The 18,157-nt window shown below is 69.8% G+C and carries 15 protein-coding genes; 14 read left to right on the top strand and 1 reads right to left on the bottom strand.

Annotation, left to right across the window (positions count from 1 at the left end):
- Positions 1–5 precede the first annotated feature (5 nt).
- On the top strand, positions 6–542 hold the full coding sequence (locus AC07NX_RS05745) for a putative immunity protein (RefSeq protein ID WP_494639908.1): 537 nt from the start codon (positions 6–8) through the stop codon (positions 540–542).
- An 11-nt stretch (positions 543–553) separates the two neighbouring features.
- Here the strand turns inward: AC07NX_RS05745 and AC07NX_RS05740 are convergent, their stop codons facing one another.
- The gene (locus AC07NX_RS05740) at positions 554–904 is read right to left on the bottom strand and encodes an L-rhamnose mutarotase (RefSeq protein WP_494639906.1); all 351 of its coding nucleotides are present in this window, start codon (positions 902–904) and stop codon (positions 554–556) included.
- 119 nt (positions 905–1,023) lie between these two features.
- Between AC07NX_RS05740 and fucP the strand changes: the two genes are divergently transcribed.
- From fucP to AC07NX_RS05675, 13 genes are all read left to right on the top strand, one after another.
- Positions 1,024–2,328 (top strand): L-fucose:H+ symporter permease, encoded by a 1,305-nt coding sequence (gene fucP / locus AC07NX_RS05735; RefSeq protein ID WP_494639904.1) that lies wholly within the window; start codon positions 1,024–1,026, stop codon positions 2,326–2,328.
- Positions 2,328–3,341 carry a zinc-binding alcohol dehydrogenase family protein gene (locus AC07NX_RS05730; protein WP_494639902.1) on the top strand — a complete coding sequence of 338 codons (1,014 nt, stop codon included), beginning with the start codon at positions 2,328–2,330 and terminating at the stop codon, positions 3,339–3,341. Before fucP ends, AC07NX_RS05730 begins: the two co-directional genes overlap by 1 nt.
- Positions 3,335–4,162 carry an amidohydrolase family protein gene (locus AC07NX_RS05725; protein WP_494639900.1) on the top strand — a complete coding sequence of 276 codons (828 nt, stop codon included), beginning with the start codon at positions 3,335–3,337 and terminating at the stop codon, positions 4,160–4,162. Before AC07NX_RS05730 ends, AC07NX_RS05725 begins: the two co-directional genes overlap by 7 nt.
- Before the next feature lie 4 nt (positions 4,163–4,166).
- Positions 4,167–4,937: an IclR family transcriptional regulator gene (locus AC07NX_RS05720; RefSeq protein WP_494639898.1), complete on the top strand. Its 771-nt coding sequence runs from the start codon at positions 4,167–4,169 to the stop codon at positions 4,935–4,937.
- A complete protein-coding gene (locus AC07NX_RS05715; protein WP_494639896.1) occupies positions 4,934–5,971 on the top strand; it encodes an aldo/keto reductase in 1,038 nt (345 codons plus the stop codon). The genes AC07NX_RS05720 and AC07NX_RS05715 overlap by 4 nt, the downstream gene beginning before the upstream one ends.
- Positions 5,968–6,264: a UxaA family hydrolase gene (locus AC07NX_RS05710; RefSeq protein ID WP_494639894.1), complete on the top strand. Its 297-nt coding sequence runs from the start codon at positions 5,968–5,970 to the stop codon at positions 6,262–6,264. The genes AC07NX_RS05715 and AC07NX_RS05710 overlap by 4 nt, the downstream gene beginning before the upstream one ends.
- Positions 6,261–7,478 (top strand): UxaA family hydrolase, encoded by a 1,218-nt coding sequence (locus AC07NX_RS05705; protein ID WP_494639892.1) that lies wholly within the window; start codon positions 6,261–6,263, stop codon positions 7,476–7,478. The genes AC07NX_RS05710 and AC07NX_RS05705 overlap by 4 nt, the downstream gene beginning before the upstream one ends.
- Before the next feature lie 12 nt (positions 7,479–7,490).
- The gene (locus tag AC07NX_RS05700) at positions 7,491–8,219 is read left to right on the top strand and encodes an SDR family oxidoreductase (RefSeq protein WP_494639890.1); all 729 of its coding nucleotides are present in this window, start codon (positions 7,491–7,493) and stop codon (positions 8,217–8,219) included.
- A gap of 103 nt (positions 8,220–8,322) precedes the next feature.
- Positions 8,323–8,673 carry a PilZ domain-containing protein gene (locus AC07NX_RS05695; RefSeq protein WP_494639888.1) on the top strand — a complete coding sequence of 117 codons (351 nt, stop codon included), beginning with the start codon at positions 8,323–8,325 and terminating at the stop codon, positions 8,671–8,673.
- A 230-nt stretch (positions 8,674–8,903) separates the two neighbouring features.
- On the top strand, positions 8,904–10,232 hold the full coding sequence (locus tag AC07NX_RS05690; protein ID WP_494639886.1) for an efflux RND transporter periplasmic adaptor subunit: 1,329 nt from the start codon (positions 8,904–8,906) through the stop codon (positions 10,230–10,232).
- Positions 10,233–10,241: 9 nt separating this feature from the next.
- Entirely contained in the window at positions 10,242–13,403 is a 3,162-nt protein-coding gene (locus AC07NX_RS05685; protein ID WP_494639884.1) for a multidrug efflux RND transporter permease subunit, read from the top strand.
- The gene (locus AC07NX_RS05680; RefSeq protein WP_494639883.1) at positions 13,400–16,606 is read left to right on the top strand and encodes an efflux RND transporter permease subunit; all 3,207 of its coding nucleotides are present in this window, start codon (positions 13,400–13,402) and stop codon (positions 16,604–16,606) included. The genes AC07NX_RS05685 and AC07NX_RS05680 overlap by 4 nt, the downstream gene beginning before the upstream one ends.
- Positions 16,606–18,030, top strand: coding sequence for an efflux transporter outer membrane subunit (locus tag AC07NX_RS05675; RefSeq protein WP_494639881.1), 1,425 nt, complete (start codon positions 16,606–16,608; stop codon positions 18,028–18,030). Before AC07NX_RS05680 ends, AC07NX_RS05675 begins: the two co-directional genes overlap by 1 nt.
- Positions 18,031–18,157 lie beyond the last annotated feature (127 nt).

Here is an 18,157-nt window from a genome sequence, read left to right as displayed (position 1 = left end):
GCGGTATGGCCGAGGACTCCCCGATAATCGAACTCAGCCTGGCTGAACTTCGCCAGGTCGTCGCCTATGCGGCGGCATGCGCTCGGTCCGTCTTGGCGATCTTCGAGCAGGCGCGTCCCGGGGATACGCGCCCACGGGAGGCGATCGGTGTCGCGCAGGCCTTCGCTGATGGAGGCCCCCGAACCAAGGCGCTGCGGGATAGCGCCTGGGCGGCGCACCGGGCGGCGCGGGAGGCCGGTGAGGCGGGGCTGGCCGCCGCAAGCGAAGCCGCTCGCGCGGCGCTGGCGGCGGCTGGGGCCGCCTTCCTCCATCCGCTGGCGAAGGAGACCCAGGTCAAGCACATCCTCGGATCGGCCGCTCACGCCATGCGCGCGTTCGAACTCGCCGCTGCAGAAGAACCCACGGGGCGGAGCTCCGTGGCGCAAGCACGAATCCTTCCGCCGCCAGTCGTGGTGGAGGTCCTCAAGCGCTATCCCCCCGCTCCAGCCCGCGGTGGCAAGATCGGGGAACTGATCCGTCAACTGGAGGCTTCGCTCCGATGAGCTGAAGCGCCTCAGGGCTGCTCGGCCAGGCTGAAGATCCGCTCGGCCGGCGTCCATTTCTCGCCCGGCGCGGCCCAGGGCAAGGCCTTCTGCAGCTTGCCCATCAGCGCCTCCCAGGCCTGGACGTCCGGATCGGCGGCGTCGGCTGCGGCCTTGGCCTCGGGGGAAAAGTCCGGCCCGGTCTCCATGATCATGAACAGCCGAGGGCCGGTCAGCCAGATCTGCATGTCGAGGATCCCGGCCCGGCGGATCGACTCGGTCACGGCCGCGGGAGGGCCGCCGGGCGCGTGCCAGCGCCGGTAGGCGGCGATGGTCTCGGGGTCATCGTGAAGGTCCAGCGCGAGGCAATGCCGCGTGGCCATGGCGTTTTCCTCCATTGAACTAGGGCGCTCTTTCATATTTGACGCGCCATTTCATATGTGGTGATTTCCGTCCCAGATAAACGGGGCCGGGTCAATCGTCCCCTTGGAAGGAAGCCCCCATGGAACAACGTCCATCGGAGCGGACGGCCCTAGCCCCGCTCGTGCTTATCGTCGCCTTGTTCTTTCTATGGGGCGTCGCCAACAACCTCAACGACGTGCTGATTCCGCATTTGAAGAAGGCCTTCTTCCTTACCGACCTTCAGTCGGGCCTGGTGCAGATGGCCTTCTATCTGGGCTATTTCTTCCTGGCCTTGCCGGCCAGCGCGGTGATGCGCCGCTACGGCTACAAGGCCGCGGTGATCGTCGGCCTTCTGCTGTTCGGCCTGGGCGCCCTGCTGTTCTGGCCCGCCGCCGAGGCGCGGCAATATTCCTGGTTCCTGGCCGCCCTGTTCGTCCTGGCCTCGGGCCTGGCCTTCCTGGAAACCTCGGCCAATCCGCTGATCACGGTGCTGGGCGACCCGGCCAAGGCCGAGCAGCGCCTGAACTTCGCCCAGGCCTTCAACCCCCTGGGGTCGATCACCGCCGTGGTGGTCGGGCGCCAGTTCATCCTGTCGGGCGTGGAGCCGACCAAGGCCGAGTTCGCCGCCATGACGCCGGCCCAGTTGGACGCCTTCCAGACCGCCGAGGCCCATTCGACCCAGGTTCCGTACCTGATCATCGCCGCCGTCGTGCTGGCCTGGGCCCTGCTGGTGGCCTTCACGAAGTTTCCGCACCAGGCGGGGCGACCCGATCCCGGCGAGGCCGAGGCCGGCCTGCCGGCCGCCAAGGCGATCCCGGCCCTGCTGGCCCGACCCCGGTTCGTGTTCGGCGTGGCGGCCCAGTTCTTCTATGTCGGCGCCCAGGTCGGGGTCTGGAGCTTTATGATCCGCTACGCCCAGCACGAGGTGCCGGGCCTGGGCGAGAAGGCGGCCGCCGCCTATCTGTCCTGGTCGCTGGTCGGCTTCATGATCGGGCGCTTCATCGGCACGGCCGCCATGAGCCGGGTGCGCCCCTCGCTGCTGATGGGCCTGTTCGCGGCGATCAATGTCGGCCTGACCCTGGTGGCGGCCCTGGTGGGCGGCAAGGTCGGGCTCTACGCCCTGGCGTCGACCAGCTTCTTCATGTCGATCATGTTCCCCACCATCTTCGCCGGCTCGCTGAAGGGCCTGGGTCCGCTGACCAAGACCGGCTCGTCGTTCCTGGTGATGAGCATCATCGGCGGCGCGGTGCTGACGACGCTGATGGGGGCGGTCTCGGACGCCAGCGCCATCGACCTGGCCATCCTGGTGCCCTGCGTCTGCTTCGCGGTGGTCGGGCTGTTCGGCTTCACGGCCGGCCGCGCGACCCGCGAGGACCTGAAGGCCGCTCCGGCAGGGGCTCACTGATGATGGACGCCCTCGTCTGCGCCGCTCCGGGACAGCTGGTCCTGGAGCGTCGCCCGATCCCCGAGCCGGCGGACGGCGAGGTGCTGATCCGCGTGCGCCGCGTCGGGGTGTGCGGCACCGACATGCACATCTACCGCGGGACCCAGCCGTTCCTGGCCTATCCGCGGGTGATGGGTCACGAACTGGCCGGTGAAGTGGTTTCCGCGCCGACCGGGGGTGTCCTGGTCCCTGGGGATCCGGTCTATGTGATGCCCTACATGTCGTGCGGGACCTGCGCGGCGTGCCGCAAGGCCAAGCCCAACTGCTGCATGAACATCCAGGTGCTGGGCGTGCACCGCGACGGCGGCATGGCCGAGTATCTGGCCGTTCCTCAAGGCTTCGTCCGCAAGGCCGAGGGGATCACCCTGGACGAGGCGGCGATGATCGAGTTCCTGGCCATCGGCGCCCACGCCGTGCGCCGGGCCGCCATCACGCCGGGACAGTCGGTGCTGGTGGTCGGCGCCGGGCCGATCGGCATCGCAGCGGCGCTGTTCGCCAAGCTCGAGGGCGGGATCGTCACGGCGCTGGATGGTCGTCAGGACCGCCTGGACTTCTGCCGCGACCAGCTGGGCGTGGACCAGATCGTGACCCTGAACGACGACACGCGACAGGCCTTGTCCGATCTCACGGACGGCGACTTCTTCGACGTGGTCTTCGACGCCACGGGCAACCCCAAGGCGATCGAGGCGGGCTTCGCCTATGTCGGTCATGGGGGCGCCTATGTGCTGATCTCGGTGGTCGGGGCGGACATCACCTTCTCGGACCCGGAGTTCCACAAGCGCGAGACGACGCTGTTGGGCAGCCGCAACGCCACCCCGGAGGACTTCGACGCGGTGGTCGCGGCGATGCGGGCGGGCAAGGTCCCGACCAAGGCCCTGAACACCCACGCCGCCACCCTGGCGGAAGTCGCGGAGGCCCTGCCGGGCTGGATGGAGCCCCAGGCCGGGGTGATCAAGGCGATCGTCTCGTGCTGATCGACGCCCACCAGCATTTCTGGCGGGTCGGGGAGAACGGCTTCTCCTGGCCGACGCCGGATCTGGCGGCCATCCACCGCGACTTCGGCCCCGCCGACCTGGCGGCGATCGCGGCGCCTCTGGGCCTGACGGGCTGCGTGCTGGTGCAGTCCCAGCCCGACGATCGCGACACGGACTGGCTGCTGGCGGTGGCGGCCGACGAGCCGCTGGTGCTGGGCGTCGTAGGCTGGGCGGACCTCGCGTCGCCCACGGCCCCGGCGCGCATCGCGCAACTGAGCCGAAATCCCAAGCTTCGCGGCCTGAGACCGATGCTGCAGAGCCTCGACGACGACGCCTGGATCGCCGCGCCCGGCCTGGACCCCGCGCTGGACGCGATGGTCGCCCACGGCCTGTCCCTGGACGCCCTGGTCCTGACCCGGCATCTGCCGCACCTGCTGGTCCTGGCGCGCCGCCGGCCCGACCTGGCGATCGTCATCGACCACGGCGCCAAGCCGCCGATCGCCGCCGGAGACCGTGACGGCGCCTGGAAACGGGGAATCGACGCCCTGGCGGCGCTGCCGCACGTGTTCTGCAAGCTGTCGGGCCTCCTGACCGAAGCCGCGCCGGAGCAGGAGAGCGAGGCCCTGGCACCCTATGTCGCCCATCTGGTCGCCGCCTTCGGCGCCGAGCGCCTGATGTGGGGCAGCGACTGGCCGGTGCTGAACCTGGCGGGCGACTACGGCGGCTGGCTGACCCTGGCCAGGGAGCTTAGCGGGCTGACCGATCCGGACGAACTGGCGGCCCTGTTCGGCGGGACATCCCGCCGCTTCTATCGGATATAGGGCCATGACCGAGTCCGAAGAAACGTCCGCCAAATACCGCGCCCCGGCCCTCGAGAAGGGCCTGGACGTCCTCGAGCTGCTGGCGGCGCGCGGCGCGCCCATGGGCATGGTCCAGATCGCCGCGGCGCTGAACCGGTCCGTCAGCGAGCTGTTCCGGATGGTCCAGGTGCTGGAGCAGCGGGGCTATGTCGCCAACACGCCGGCCGGTGACGGCCTGGTGCTGACCAACAAGCTGTTCTCGCTGGGCATGACCCGGGCGCCGGCCAAGAGCGTGCTGGAGGCGGCCCTGCCCGTGATGCGGCGCCTGTCCGAGACGATCGGCCAGTCCTGCCACCTGGCGGTGGCCAGCGCCGCCGAAATGGTGGTGGTGGCCAGGATCGAGGCCCCCGGCAACCAGGGCTTCTCGGTGCGCGTCGGCTATCACCGGGCCATCGTCGAGGCGACCTCGGGTCTGGTGCTCTACGCCTTCCAGCCCAAGCGCGTCCGGGATGAGTGGCGCGCCCGTCTGGAACCCACCGTCAGCCGGACCGCCTGGGCCAAGTTCGAGGCCAAGGCCGAAGAGGCCAGGGCCGACCAGCACGTCCAGGCGTCCAGTGGCGTGACCCGGCTCGTGGTCGACCTGTCGGCGCCGATCTTCGGTCCCGAAGGCGTCGCCGCGGCCCTGACCTCGCCCTATGTTGAAACGCCCACGGCCATCCCCGTGCCCGACACGATCGCGGCCATCCGGGCGGCGGCCGACGAAATCTCCGTGGAACTTGGAGGCCAATTCCAGTGATCTTCGCCGACGCGCAGACATCCTCCCGCGACCGGGCGGAGGGCCGCGGCCGATTGGACCTGCCGCCGCTGGGCTTCGGCGCCGCGGCGATCGGCAATCTCTACGCCGCCATGAGCGACGCCGCCGCGCGCGAGACGATCGAGGCGGCCCTGTCGGCCGGGCTCGCCTATTTCGACACCGCGCCGCACTACGGCTTCGGCCTCAGCGAGGCCCGCCTGGGCGAGGCGCTGCCGGCGAACGCCCGGATCTCGACCAAGGTGGGCCGGCTGCTGCGCCCGGCGCCGGAGGCCGATCCGGCCGCCGAACGCCACGGCTTCGTCGGCGCCGCGCCGTTCGAGCCGGTGTTCGACTACTCGTATGATGGGGTCATGCGGTCGTTTGAGAGCAGCCTGGCGCGCCTGAAGCGCGACCATGTCGACGTGCTGCTGGCCCACGACCTGGGCGCGGTCACCCATGGCGACGAGGACGCCGCGCGGCGCCGCGAGTTCTTCGACGGCGGCTACAGGGCGATGCGGGCCTTGCGCGACAGCGGCGCGGTCGGCGCGATCGGCCTGGGCGTCAACGAATGGGAGGTCTGCGACGCGGCGCTGGACGAGGGCGATTTCGACGTCTTCCTGCTGGCCGGCCGCTACACCCTGCTGGAACAGACGGCGCTGGACCGCTTCCTGCCGCGCTGCGCCGCCCGCGAGGTGTCGATCATCGTCGGCGGGCCGTTCAATTCGGGGATCCTGGTCGAGGGCGCGGGGCCGGGCGCCCACTACAACTACGGCGCGGCCCCGGCTGAGATTCTCGATCGAGTCCGCAGGCTGGAGGCCGTCTGCCTGGCCCATGCCACGCCCCTGGCCGCCGCCGCCCTGCAGTTTCCGCTGGCCCATCCGCAAGTGACGAGCGTTATCCCTGGCATGTCCAGTCCTGAGCAGGTGCGCCAGGCCCTGGCCTGGGCGGCGCACGCCATCCCCGACGCCCTGTGGGACGACCTTCGCGCCGAGTCCCTGCTGCATCCGGGCGCGCCGACGCCCAGGAAGTCCCGATGAGCCTGATCCTGCTTCACCCCGACGACAATGTGCTGGTGCTCAGCGCGCCGGTGCGCGCGGGCCAGGCCCTGGTGGTCGACGGCCAGGCCGTGACGGCCAGCGCCGACGTCGGAGTCGGCCACAAGCTGGCCCGCCGGGCCCTGGCGGTGGGCGACAAGGTGCTCAAGTACGGCGCGCCGATCGGCTCGATCACCGCGCCGGTCGCCGTTGGCGGCCATGTCCACCTGCACAATATGAAGAGCGACTACATCGCCAGCCACACCCGGCAGGCGACGGGCGCGGAAGGATCATGACCATGTCGCACACGCTGCGCGGCTATCTCCGGGCCGACGGCCGCAAGGGCGTCCGCAACGTCGTGGCCGTCGCCTACCTGGTCGAATGCGCCCACCACGTCGCCCGGGCGATCGTGACCAGGAGCGACGACGCCGAGACGCACCTGATCGGCTTTCCCGGCTGCTATCCCAACGCCTACGCGCTGAAGGTGATGCAGGCGATCACCACGCATCCCAATGTCGGCGGGGTGCTGCTGGTCTCGCTGGGCTGCGAGAGCTTCAACCGCGAACAGCTGCGGGCGACCATCGAGGCCAGCGGGCGACCGGTCGAGACCCTGGTGATCCAGGAGAACGGCGGCACGGCCAGCACCATCGCCAAGGGGCTGGAGGCGGTCGCCCGCCTGCGCGCCGTCGCCGACCAGACGCCCCTGGCGCCCATGGCGGTCTCGGAGCTGGTGATCGGCACCATCTGCGGCGGCTCGGACGGCACCAGCGGCATCACCGCCAATCCGGCCGTCGGGCGGGCGTTTGACCGGCTGGGGGCCGACGGCGCGGCCTGCGTGTTCGAGGAGACGGGCGAACTGGTCGGCTGCGAGACGATCATGGCCAGCCGGGCGATCACGCCGGAACTGGGCCTGGAGCTGGAGCGCAGCGTCCAGAAGGCCGAGGCCTACTACACCGTCATGGGCTACGGCAGCTTCGCGCCGGGCAACGCAGAGGGCGGGCTGACCACCCAGGAAGAAAAGTCGATGGGGGCCTATTCCAAGTCCGGATCGGCGCCGATCGTGGGCATCCTCAAGCCCGGCGACCTGCCGCCCAGCGGGGGGCTCTACCTGCTGGACGTGGTGCCGGACGGCGAGGTGCGCTTCGGCTTTCCCAACATCTCCGATAACGCCGAGATCGTCGAGCTGATCGCCTGCGGCGCCCACATCACCCTGTTCACCACCGGTCGTGGCTCGGTGGTCGGCTCGGCGATCTCGCCGGTCATCAAGATCTGCGCCAATCCCGAGACCTATCGCAAGCTGAGCGGCGACATGGACGTCGACGCCGGGCGGATCATGGAGGGGCGCGGGACCCTCGACGAGGTCGGGACCGAGATCTACGACCTGGTCCTGGCCGTGGCCGGCGGCGAACGCACCGTTTCGGAAGCCTTGGGCCACCAGGAATTCATCCTCACCTACAAGGCCTTCGACCCGATCGGTCCGGCCTGCCTTCCGCTGCGGCGGGCCAATTAGAGAGCTATCGAGATGGGAAGACTTTCCGGCAAGACCGCCCTGGTCACGGCGGCCGCGCAGGGCATTGGCAAGGCCAGCGCCGAACTGTTCGCCCGCGAGGGCGCGCGGGTGATCGCCACCGACATCAACGAGGCCCTGCTGGCGCAGGTCGTGGGCTGCGAGCCCCGCCGCCTGGACGTGCTGGACCCCAAGGCCATCACCGACCTGGCCGCCGAGCTGGGCCCGGTCGACGTGCTGTTCAACTGCGCCGGCTTCGTGCATTCCGGCACCATCCTCGACTGCGACGAGGCGGCCTGGGCGTTCTCCAACGATCTGAACGTCAACGCCATGTACCGGATGATCCGCGCCTTCCTGCCGGCCATGCTGACGGCCGGCGGCGGGTCGATCGTCAACATGGCCTCGGTGGCCAGCTCGATCAAAGGCGTGCCCGGCCGCTTCGCCTACGGGGCGACCAAGGCCGCGGTGATCGGCCTGACCAAGGCCGTGGCCGCCGATTTCGTGGGTCAGGGCGTCCGCTGCAACGCCATCTGCCCGGGCACGGTGGAGACTCCGTCCCTGAACCAGCGCCTGGCCGACACCGGCGACTACGAGGCCGCCCGCCAGGCCTTCACCGCGCGCCAACCGATGGGCCGCCTGGGCAGGCCCGAGGAACTGGCGCAGCTGGCGCTGTATCTGGGCAGCGACGAGTCGAGCTTCACCACTGGCCAGATCCACATCATCGACGGCGGCTGGATCAACTGATCGTCGGCGCCCCAAAGACCTTGTGTCGACGCGGTTCGCTCGCAATAGCAAAGCTTCTCCAAGCGGCGCCATCCGTTAACCGTGCCGCGCTAGGGTTGTGGCCATGCGAACAGATGTCCAATCACGCGGTCTCGAACAGCGGGCCCACCCCCGCACGCCGACCAAGCGCAAGGCCTATCTGGTCGATGGCCGCAAGGCCTGGAAGTGCTCGCTGATCGACATCGCCGACGGCGGGGCGCGGGTTTCGCTCGCCGACATGGGCCTGCCCGAGGAGGGCATCTTCCTGGTGGATTCGATCGCCAAGCGGGTGCACCTGACCCGCGTGGTCTGGCGATCCCAGAAGGAGGCCGGCCTGCAGTTCATCGAGAGCGAGACGCTGGACGGACCGGCGGGGGGCAAGGACGGCGCGGTGACCATCGCCACCCGGTTCGCCTGGCGGCTGAACGGCGCCTAGGCGCGCGTTGGGCCTCGACGCCGCTCGCCAACTGGCGGCAAAGATGCGGCGGCGCAAGTTTCGACCTTGAAATGCGCAGGCAATGTGGCCGGGCAAGTAAGGCTGTGAGCGACCGCTGACGCGGCCGCCGAGCGCGACCGTACGAGCATCCGTTTCGCCATTGTGGCGTTTGGTGCTTCGAACAGTAGCGTTCGTCCGCTCTCCATAGCCCCCGCGCGCCCGAGATCTCGATGACCGAACCCCACCGACCGATCCGCCCCGTCAGCCGCAAGGCGCAGATCATCGGGGGCGCGATCGCCCTGGCGGTGCTGGCGGGCGTGGTGTGGCTGGCCTGGAGCCTGATGCACGCGCCCAGGGGCGAGGGCGACGCGGCCGGCGGGCCCGGCGGCCCGGGCGGCCCGGGCGGCGGCTTCGGCGGCGGACGGCGCGGCGGTCCGGCCAGCACCGTGGCGGTGGCCACCGCGACCCAGACCGACCTGCCGGTGGTGATCGAGGCCCTGGGCACGGTGACTCCGGCCGCGACGGTCACCGTCCGGCCGCAGGTGGCCGGCGTGATCACCCAGGTGCTGTTCAGGGAAGGCCAGATGGTCCGCGCCGGCCAGCCGCTGGTGCAGATCGATCCCCGCCAGTTCCAGATGGACCTGCTGCAGGCGCAAGGGAACCTGACCCGCGACGAGGCCCAGCTGGCCAACGCCCAGGTCACCCTGGCGCGTTACCAGACGCTGCTGGCCCAGGACTCCATCGCCCGCCAGGACGTCGACACCCAGGCCGCGACCGTCAAGCAGCTGCAGGGCACGGTGATGGCCGACAAGGCCGCCGTCGGCACGGCGCGGCTGAATGTCGGCTATGCGCGGATCGTCGCCCCGGTCAGCGGCCGGGTGGGCCTGCGGGTCGTCGACGTGGGCAACTATATCGGGGCGGGCGACACCAACGGGGTGGCGGTGATCACCACCGTTTCGCCGATCGACGTCGAATTCACGGTCCCGCAGGACGACGTGCCGCGCATCGGCGCGCGGGCCAACGGCGGCGCGGCGCTGCCGGTCATCGCCCTGGATCGGACGCGGACCACCACGCTCGGCGCCGGAACCTTCTCGACCCTCGACAACGTCGTCGACACGGGCACCGGCACGGTCAAGGCCAAGGCCCGGTTCCCAAACGCCGGCGGGACGCTGTTCCCCAGCCAGTTCGTCAATGTCCGCCTGGAGCTGGACACCATCAGGAACGCCGTGGTCGTGCCGGCCACGGCCCTGCGCCAGAGCAGCGACGGCGCCTTCGTCTGGGTGCTGGGCGAGGGCCAGGTGGTGCACAAGCGCAAGGTCGTCGCCGGTCCCTCGACCACCACGCAGGTGTCGCTGACCAGCGGCCTGACGGTCGGCGAGAAGGTGATCACCGAGGGCGGCGACCGCCTGCGCGAGGGCGGCAAGGTGCAGCTGCCCGGCCAGGCCGCCGGCCGCATGGGCCAAGGCAAGGGCAAGGGGCAATGGGCCGGCAAGCGGGGCGAGGGCGGCCAGGGGCAGGGCGGCGAGCATCGCCACCGTCGTCAGCAGCAGGCCCAATAGGCCCGCGCCATGAACCCCTCGCGTCCCTTCATCCAGCGGCCCGTCGCCACGGCGCTGTTCATGGCGGCCATCGTCCTGGCCGGCCTGGTCGGCTTCCGGTTGCTGCCGCTGTCGGCCCTGCCGCAGGTCGACTACCCCACGATTCAGATCCAGACCCTCTATCCCGGCGCCAGCCCGGAGGTGATGAGCCAGACGGTCACCGCGCCGCTGGAACGCCAGCTGGGCGAGATGGCGGGCCTGTCGCGGATGAGCTCGGTCAGCACGGCCGGCGCCTCGATCATCACCCTGCAGTTCAATCTCGGCGAAAGCCTCGACGTCGCCGAGCAGGAGGTGCAGGCGGCGATCAACGGGGCCAACAGCCTGCTGCCGGCCGACCTGCCGGCCCCGCCGGTCTACGCCAAGGTCAATCCGGCGGACGCCCCGGTCCTGACCCTGGCGGTCACCTCCGACACCCTGCCGCTGACGCAGGTGCAGAACCTGGTCAACACCCGCCTGGCCCAGAAGATCAGCCAGGTGTCGGGGGTGGGCCTGGTCACCCTCAGCGGCGGCCAGCGCCCGGCCATCCGCATCCAGGCCGACACCCAGGCCATGGCCTCCTACGGCGTCACCCTGGCCAATGTGCAGAGCGCGATCAGCAACGCCAACGCCAACAGCGCCAAGGGCAGCTTCGATGGGCCCACCCGCGCCTACACGATCAACGCCAACGACCAGTTGCTGACGGTCGACGACTATTCGAACCTGATCGTCACCTACAAGAACAACGCCCCGATCCGCCTGCGCGACATCGCCCAGGTGGTTCAGAGCGCCGAGAACACCCGCCTGGGGGCCTGGGCCAACGAGACGCCGGCGATCATCGTCAACGTCCAGCGCCAGCCGGGCGCGAACGTCATCCAGACCGTCGACGCCATCAAGGCCAAGTTGCCGGAACTGGAGGCCGGCCTTCCGGGCAGTCTGGACGTCAAGGTGCTGGCCGATCGCACCACCGGCATCCGCGGCTCGGTCCACCATGTGGAGATGGAGCTGCTGCTGGCCGTGGTGATGGTCGTGGTGGTGATCTTCTTCTTCCTGCACAGCCTGCGCGCCACCCTGATCGCCGGCCTGGCCGTGCCGATATCGCTGATCGGCTCGTGCGGGGTGATGTACCTGCTGGGCTTCTCGCTGAACAATCTCAGCCTGATGGCCCTGACCATCGCCACGGGGTTCGTGGTCGACGACGCCATCGTCATGATCGAGAACATCTCCAGGCACCTGGAGAAGGGCGTCAAGCCGATGGCGGCGGCCCTGCGGGGCGCGCGCGAGATCGGCTTCACGATCATCTCGCTGACCGTGTCGCTGATCGCGGTGCTGATCCCGCTGCTGTTCATGGGCGACGTGGTGGGGCGCCTGTTCCGCGAGTTCGCCATCACCCTGGCGATCACCATCCTGATCTCGGCCGTGGTCTCCCTGACCCTGACCCCGATGCTGTCGGCCCGCTGGCTGAGGCCGGCCGGGGAGGGCGAGGGCCACGAGCCGCAGGGCCCCATCGCCCGCAAGTCCCAGGCGGTGTTCGAACGGGTCGAGCACCACTACGAACGAGGCCTGAACTGGGTTCTGGAACGCCAGAAGGCGACCCTGGTCGTCGCCGTGGCCACCTTCGCCCTGACCGCCTTCCTGTACCTGATCATCCCCAAGGGCCTGTTCCCGACCCAGGACACCGGCCAGCTGCAGGCCCGCACCGAGGTCGAGCAGTCGGTTTCGTACGATCGCATGGCCGGGCTGCAGCAGCAGGCCGCCAAGGCCATTCTCGCCGATCCGGCGGTGGAGAGCCTCAGCTCGTTCATCGGCGTCGACGGCGCCAACAATTCGATGCTCCACACCGGCCAGATGCTGATCAACCTGAAGGCCGACCGTGGCGGCTCGCAGGAGAAGATCATGCAGCGGCTGCGCGACCGCGTGGCCGCCGTGCCGGGGGTGACGCTGTACCTGCAGCCGACCCAGGACCTGACCATCGACGCCGAGACCGGCCCGACCCTCTACCGCCTGTCGCTGGAAGGCGCCGACACCGCCACGGTCAAGGAATGGGCGGGCAAGCTGGCCGCGCGCCTGGCCAGCGTGAAATCGGTGCGCAACGTCTATAGCGACGCCGACGCCACGGGGGCCGCGGCCTATGTCGACATCGACCGCGACACCGCCGCGCGGCTGTCGATCACCGCTTCGGACATCGACGACGCCCTGTACAGCGCCTTCGGCCAGCGGATCGTCTCGACGATCTTCACCGAGACCAATCAGTACCGGGTGATCCTCGAGGCCAAGCCCGGCCTGCTGACCGCGCCGGAGTCACTGGGCCTGCTGAACCTGAAGACCGGCGGCGGCAGTCCCACGCCCCTGTCGGCGATCTCGACCATCAGGGAACAGACCGCCCCGCTGCAGGTGACCCACGTCTCGCAGTTCCCGGCCACCACGATCGGCTTCGACACCGCCCCGGGCGTCTCGCTGGGCAAGGCGGTGGACGACATCCGCGCGGCGATGAAGGACATCGGCATGCCGACGGCGGTGACTCACACCTTCCTCGGCGCGGCCGGCGCCTACGAGAACTCGCTCAGCAACCAGCTGTGGCTGATCCTGGCGGCGGTGGTCTGCGTCTACATCGTGCTGGGCGTGCTCTACGAGAGCTACATCCACCCGCTGACCATCCTGTCGACCCTGCCGTCGGCGGGGGTCGGGGCGCTGCTGGCCCTGTGGATCACCGGCAACGACCTGGGGGTGATCGGCATCATCGGCATCATCCTGCTGATCGGCATCGTCAAGAAGAACGCGATCATGATGATCGACTTCGCGATCGACGCGCAGCGCAACGAGGGCAAGAGCCCGCGCGACGCCATCTTCCAGGCCGCCATCCTGCGCTTCCGCCCGATCCTGATGACCACCCTGGCGGCGCTGTTCGCGGCCATTCCGCTGATGCTGAGCTTCGGCGAGGGCGGCGAGCTGCGCCGGCCGCTGGGCATCGCCATCTTCGGCGGCCTGCTGGTCAGCCAGCTGCTGACCATGTTCACCACCCCGGTGATCTACCTGGCCTTCGACCGTTTCGCCCCAGCCGACAGGGGCCTGCGCCGCCACGACGACCCTGTCGCGCCAAATGATACGAGAAATGGCCGGCTGGATCCCGACCCGATCCCGGGAGCGCCGTCGTGAACCTGTCGGCGCCCTTCATCAGGCGGCCAGTGGCCACGGTCCTGCTGACCATCGGCCTGGCCCTGGCCGGGATCGCGGCCTTCTTCGTGCTGCCGGTCTCGCCGCTGCCGCAGGTGGACTATCCGACCATCTCGGTCTCGGCCAACCTGTCGGGGGCCAGCCCCGAGACCATGGCCTCCAGCGTCGCCACCCCGCTGGAGCGGCGGTTGGGCGTGATCCCCGGCGTCACCGAGATGACCTCGCAGAGCAACACCGGCTCGGCCCGGGTGACCCTGCAGTTTGACCTCAACCGCAATATCGACGGGGCCGCCCGCGAGGTGCAGGCCGCCATCAACGCCGCCCGTTCGGACCTGCCGGCCACGCTGCGCAGCAACCCCAGCTATCGCAAGCAGAACCCGTCCGACGCGCCGGTGATCATCCTGGCCCTGACCAGCGACACCAAGACCCCGGGCCAGATCTACGACGCGGTGTCCAACATCGTGGCCCAGCGCCTGTCGCAGGTGACCGGGGTCGGCGACGTCGAGATCGGCGGCGGCTCGCTGCCGGCCGTCCGGGTGTCGGCCAACCCGTTTCTCCTGAACAAGTACGGCATTTCCCTGGAGGACGTCCGCGCCGCGGTCCAGTCGGCCAACGCCAACCGGCCCAAGGGCCAGGTCGAGGGGGGAGGGCGGCGGTTCCAGGTCTATACCAGCCCGGGCGGACGCAAGGCGGCCGACTATGCCGGCCTGGTCGTGGCCTGGCGCGGCGACGCGCCGGTGCGGCTGATGGACGTGGCCGAGGTCACCGACAGCGTCGCCGACACCCGAACCCTGGGCCTGTTCAACGGCAAGCCGGCGATCATCATCCTGGTCACCCGCCAGCCGGGGGCCAACATCATCCAGACGGTGGACAGCGTCCGGGCCACCCTGCCGGAGCTGCGGGCCCAACTGCCGGGCGACATCAACGTGGCGGTGGCCAGCGACAGCACCAACTCGATCCGCGCCTCGCTGCACGAGATCGAGGTGACCCTGCTGATCTCGATCGTGCTGGTGGTGCTGGTGGTCAGCGCCTTCCTGCGCAGCGCCCGGGCCACCTTCATCCCGGCGGCGGCGACCATTGTCTCGCTGCTGGGCACGTTCGGGGTGATGTACCTGCTGGGCTTCTCGCTCAACAACCTCAGCCTGATGGCGATCACCGTGGCGACCGGCTTCGTGGTCGACGACGCCATCGTGGTGCTGGAGAACACCGCCCGCCACATCGAAAAGGGCATGGACCGCTTCCAGGCCGCCCTGCTGGGCGCGCGCGAGGTGGGGTTCACGGTGCTGTCGATCAGCATCTCGCTGGTGGCGGTGTTCATTCCGCTGCTGTTCATGGGCGGCCAGGTGGGGCGGCTGTTCCGCGAGTTCGCCGTCACCCTGTCGGCGGCGGTGATGATCTCGCTGGTCATTTCGCTGACCACGACGCCGATGATGTGCGCCTACCTGCTGCGTCCCCCGAAGGCGGACAAGAAGCCGGGACGGATCGCCCGCTGGTTCGAGGCCGGCTTCGACCGCATCCACCGGACCTACGAATACAGCCTGGACTGGGCCCTGGCCGCCAAGCCGCTGGTGCTGCTGATCCTGGTGGTGGTGATCGCCATGACGGCCTGGCTGTACGTCGCCGTGCCCAAGGGTTTCTTCCCGCAGCAGGACAGCGGCCAGATCCAGGCCGGGCTGCGCGCCGACCAAAGCGTGTCGTTCCACGTCATGCAGACCAAGCTGCGCCAGGTGGTCGACATCATCCGCAAGGATCCCGCGGTCGACACCGTGGTCGGCTTCACCGGCGGCTCCCGGGCCGGCGGCGGCTTCATGTTCGTCAATCTCAAGCCGCTGGGCGACGGGCCGGACGATCGCAAGGAGAAGGGCTCGGCGGTGATCAACCGCCTGCGGCCGCAGCTGCAGAGGGTGACCGGCATCAGCGTCTTCCTCAATCCCGTCCAGGACGTGCGGATGGGCGGACGACAGAGCAACTCCACCTACCAATACACCCTGACCAGCGACTCCAGCGACGCCCTGAAGGCCTGGGCGCCCAAGCTGGCCGAGGCGATGAAGGCCCGCTCCGAGGTGATGACAGACGTCGACAGCGACCAGTCCGAGAACGGGGTCGAGACCTTCGTCACCATCGATCGCGACAGCGCCTCGCGCCTAGGGGTCACGCCGCGCGCGGTTGACAACGCGCTCTATGACGCCTTCGGCCAGCGGCAAGTCGCCACGATCTACGAGGACATCAACCAGTACGCCGTGATCCTGGAGTGGGACCGCCGGTTCTCGCGGGGGCCGGAGGCGCTGAACGACGTCTATGTGCCGACCAATCCCACCGGCGCGGCGGCCGCCTCGACGAGCGGCGCGGCGGTCAATCCGGCCCTGCGCGACGCCTCGACGGGCTCGGCCCTGAACACGACCCAGACGCCGATGACCCCGCTGACCGCCATCTCCAGCGTCGCCCAGGCCGCCACCCCGACCTCGATCAACCACCAGAACGGCGAACTGGCCACCACGATCTCGTTCAACCTGGCGGACGGGGTTTCGCTCAGCGACGCCCAGGCCGCCATCAAGCAGGCCGAGGCCGACATCGCCCTGCCGACCAATGTCCGCGGCAGCTTCCAGGGCAGCGCCCGCAGCGCCCAGGACCAGAACAAGCAGCAGCCGTTCCTTGTCGCCGCCGCCATCGTGGCGATCTACATCGTGCTGGGCATCCTCTACGAAAGCTACGTCCACCCGCTGACCGTGCTGTCGACCCTGCCGGCCGCCGGGGTGGGGGCGCTCCTGGCCCTCCTGGTCTTCAAGATGGAGTTTTCGGTGATCGCCCTGATCGGGGTGTTCCTGCTGCTGGGCATCGTCAAGAAGAACGCCATCCTGATCATCGACTTCGCCCTGGAGGCCCAGCGTTCGCGCGGGCTGACGGCGCTGGAGGCGGTGCGCGAGGCCAGCCTCCTGCGCTTTCGCCCGATCCTGATGACCACCCTGGCCGCCGCCCTGGGGGCCTTGCCCCTGGCCATCGGCTTTGGCGAGGGGGCCGAGCTGCGCCGCCCGCTGGGGATCACCATCATCGGCGGCCTGATCGCCAGCCAGCTGCTGACCCTGATCACCACCCCCGTGGTCTATGTCTATCTCGACCGCCTGCGGGGCAAGGCGCGCGACGAGCGCTACCTGGCCCACATGCCCTCCGCGCCGGAGCCCGTCTGATGCCCGCCTTGAAGTCCCTCGCGCTCGCCGGCGCCGCGCTGACCCTGCTGTCGGCCTGCGCGGTCGGCCCGGCCTACGAGAAGCCGCAGGTCTCGGCCGCCAGCCTGCCAGCGACCTACAAGGCCCTGGACGGCTGGAAGGTCGCCACGCCCGGCGACCTGCTCGATCGCGGCGACTGGTGGACCCTGCTGGGCGACCCCCAGCTGGACGCCCTGGCCGGCAAGGTCAACGTCTCCAACCAGACCATCGCCGCGGCCGAGGCCAACTACCGCCAGGCCCGGGCCCTGGTGCGCGAGCAGCGCGCCAGCCTGTTCCCGACCATCGACCTGTCCGGCTCGGCGACCCGGTCCGGCGGGTCCGGCTCGACGACCTCGGGCTCGGGCGGTTCGACGCAAGGGCGACGCTACCAGGCCAGCATCGGCGCCAGCTGGGAGCCGGACCTGTGGGGCCGCATCCGCCAGGGGATCAACGGGGCCAAGGCCTCGGAGCAGGCCAGCGCCGCCGACCTGGCCGGCGCCCGCCTGTCGATGCAGGGCGAGCTGGCCGTCAACTATCTGGGCCTGCGCCAGGCCGACGCCGAGATCGCCCTGGTCGCCAGAACGGTCGAGGGCTACCAGCGCAGCCTGCAGATCACCCAGAACCGCTACGCCGCCGCCATCGCGCCGAAGTCGGACGTGCTGCAGGCCACCACCCAGCTGGCCGGGGCCCAGGCGGATCTCGAGAGCCTGCGCCAGACCCGTGCGACCTATGAGAACGCCATCGCCACCCTGGTGGGTGAACCGGCCAGCGGCTTCCGCCTGGCCGCCGATCCGGCCTGGAGCGCCCGCGTGCCGCAGATCCCGGCGGGCGTGCCCTCGACCCTGCTGGAGCGTCGTCCCGATGTCGCCGCCGCCGAGCGCCGGGTCGCCGCCGCCAACGCCGACATCGGCGTGGCCCGGGCGGCGTTCTTCCCGACCATCGGCCTCAGCGCCGACGGCGCCAGCGGCGCCTCCAACCTGGGTGACCTGTTCAAGGCCTCGGCCAACACCTGGTCGTTGGGCCTGACCGCGGCCCAGACCCTGTTCGACGCGGGCGCGCGCAAGGCGCGGGTGGAGCAGGCCAGGGCCTCCTACGACGCCGCGGTCGCGGACTACCGCCAGACCGCATTGGCCGCTTTCGAGGACGTGGAGAACCAGTTGACCGCCGCCCAGGTGCTGGAGCGCCGCTACGCCCTGCTGAAGACCAGTTCCGACGCCGCGGATCAGACCGAGCAGATGCTGCTCAACCAGTACAAGGCCGGGCAGGTGGCCTATACGGACGTGGTGGCCGCCCAGGCCTCGGCCGCGTCGGCGCGCCGGGCGCTGCTCACCGCCGCCGTGGCGCGGCAAACGACCGCCGTGGCCCTGATCCAGGCGCTGGGCGGCGGGTGGAAACCCCAGGCCTAGACGGCCGGAAGCGCCCATCGTCGCGCCTGTGGCGACTTGCCTGCTCGTTTGGCGCCGCTATTTCGGGCAGGCTGCGCAAATATCAGGCTGATTGAGCGACTCCGACCGCGATGAACCTTCGCCGCTC

Source organism: Caulobacter sp. GW821-FHT09A05 (assembly GCF_059418465.1).
This window is presented reverse-complemented; position numbering and strand designations above follow the sequence as displayed.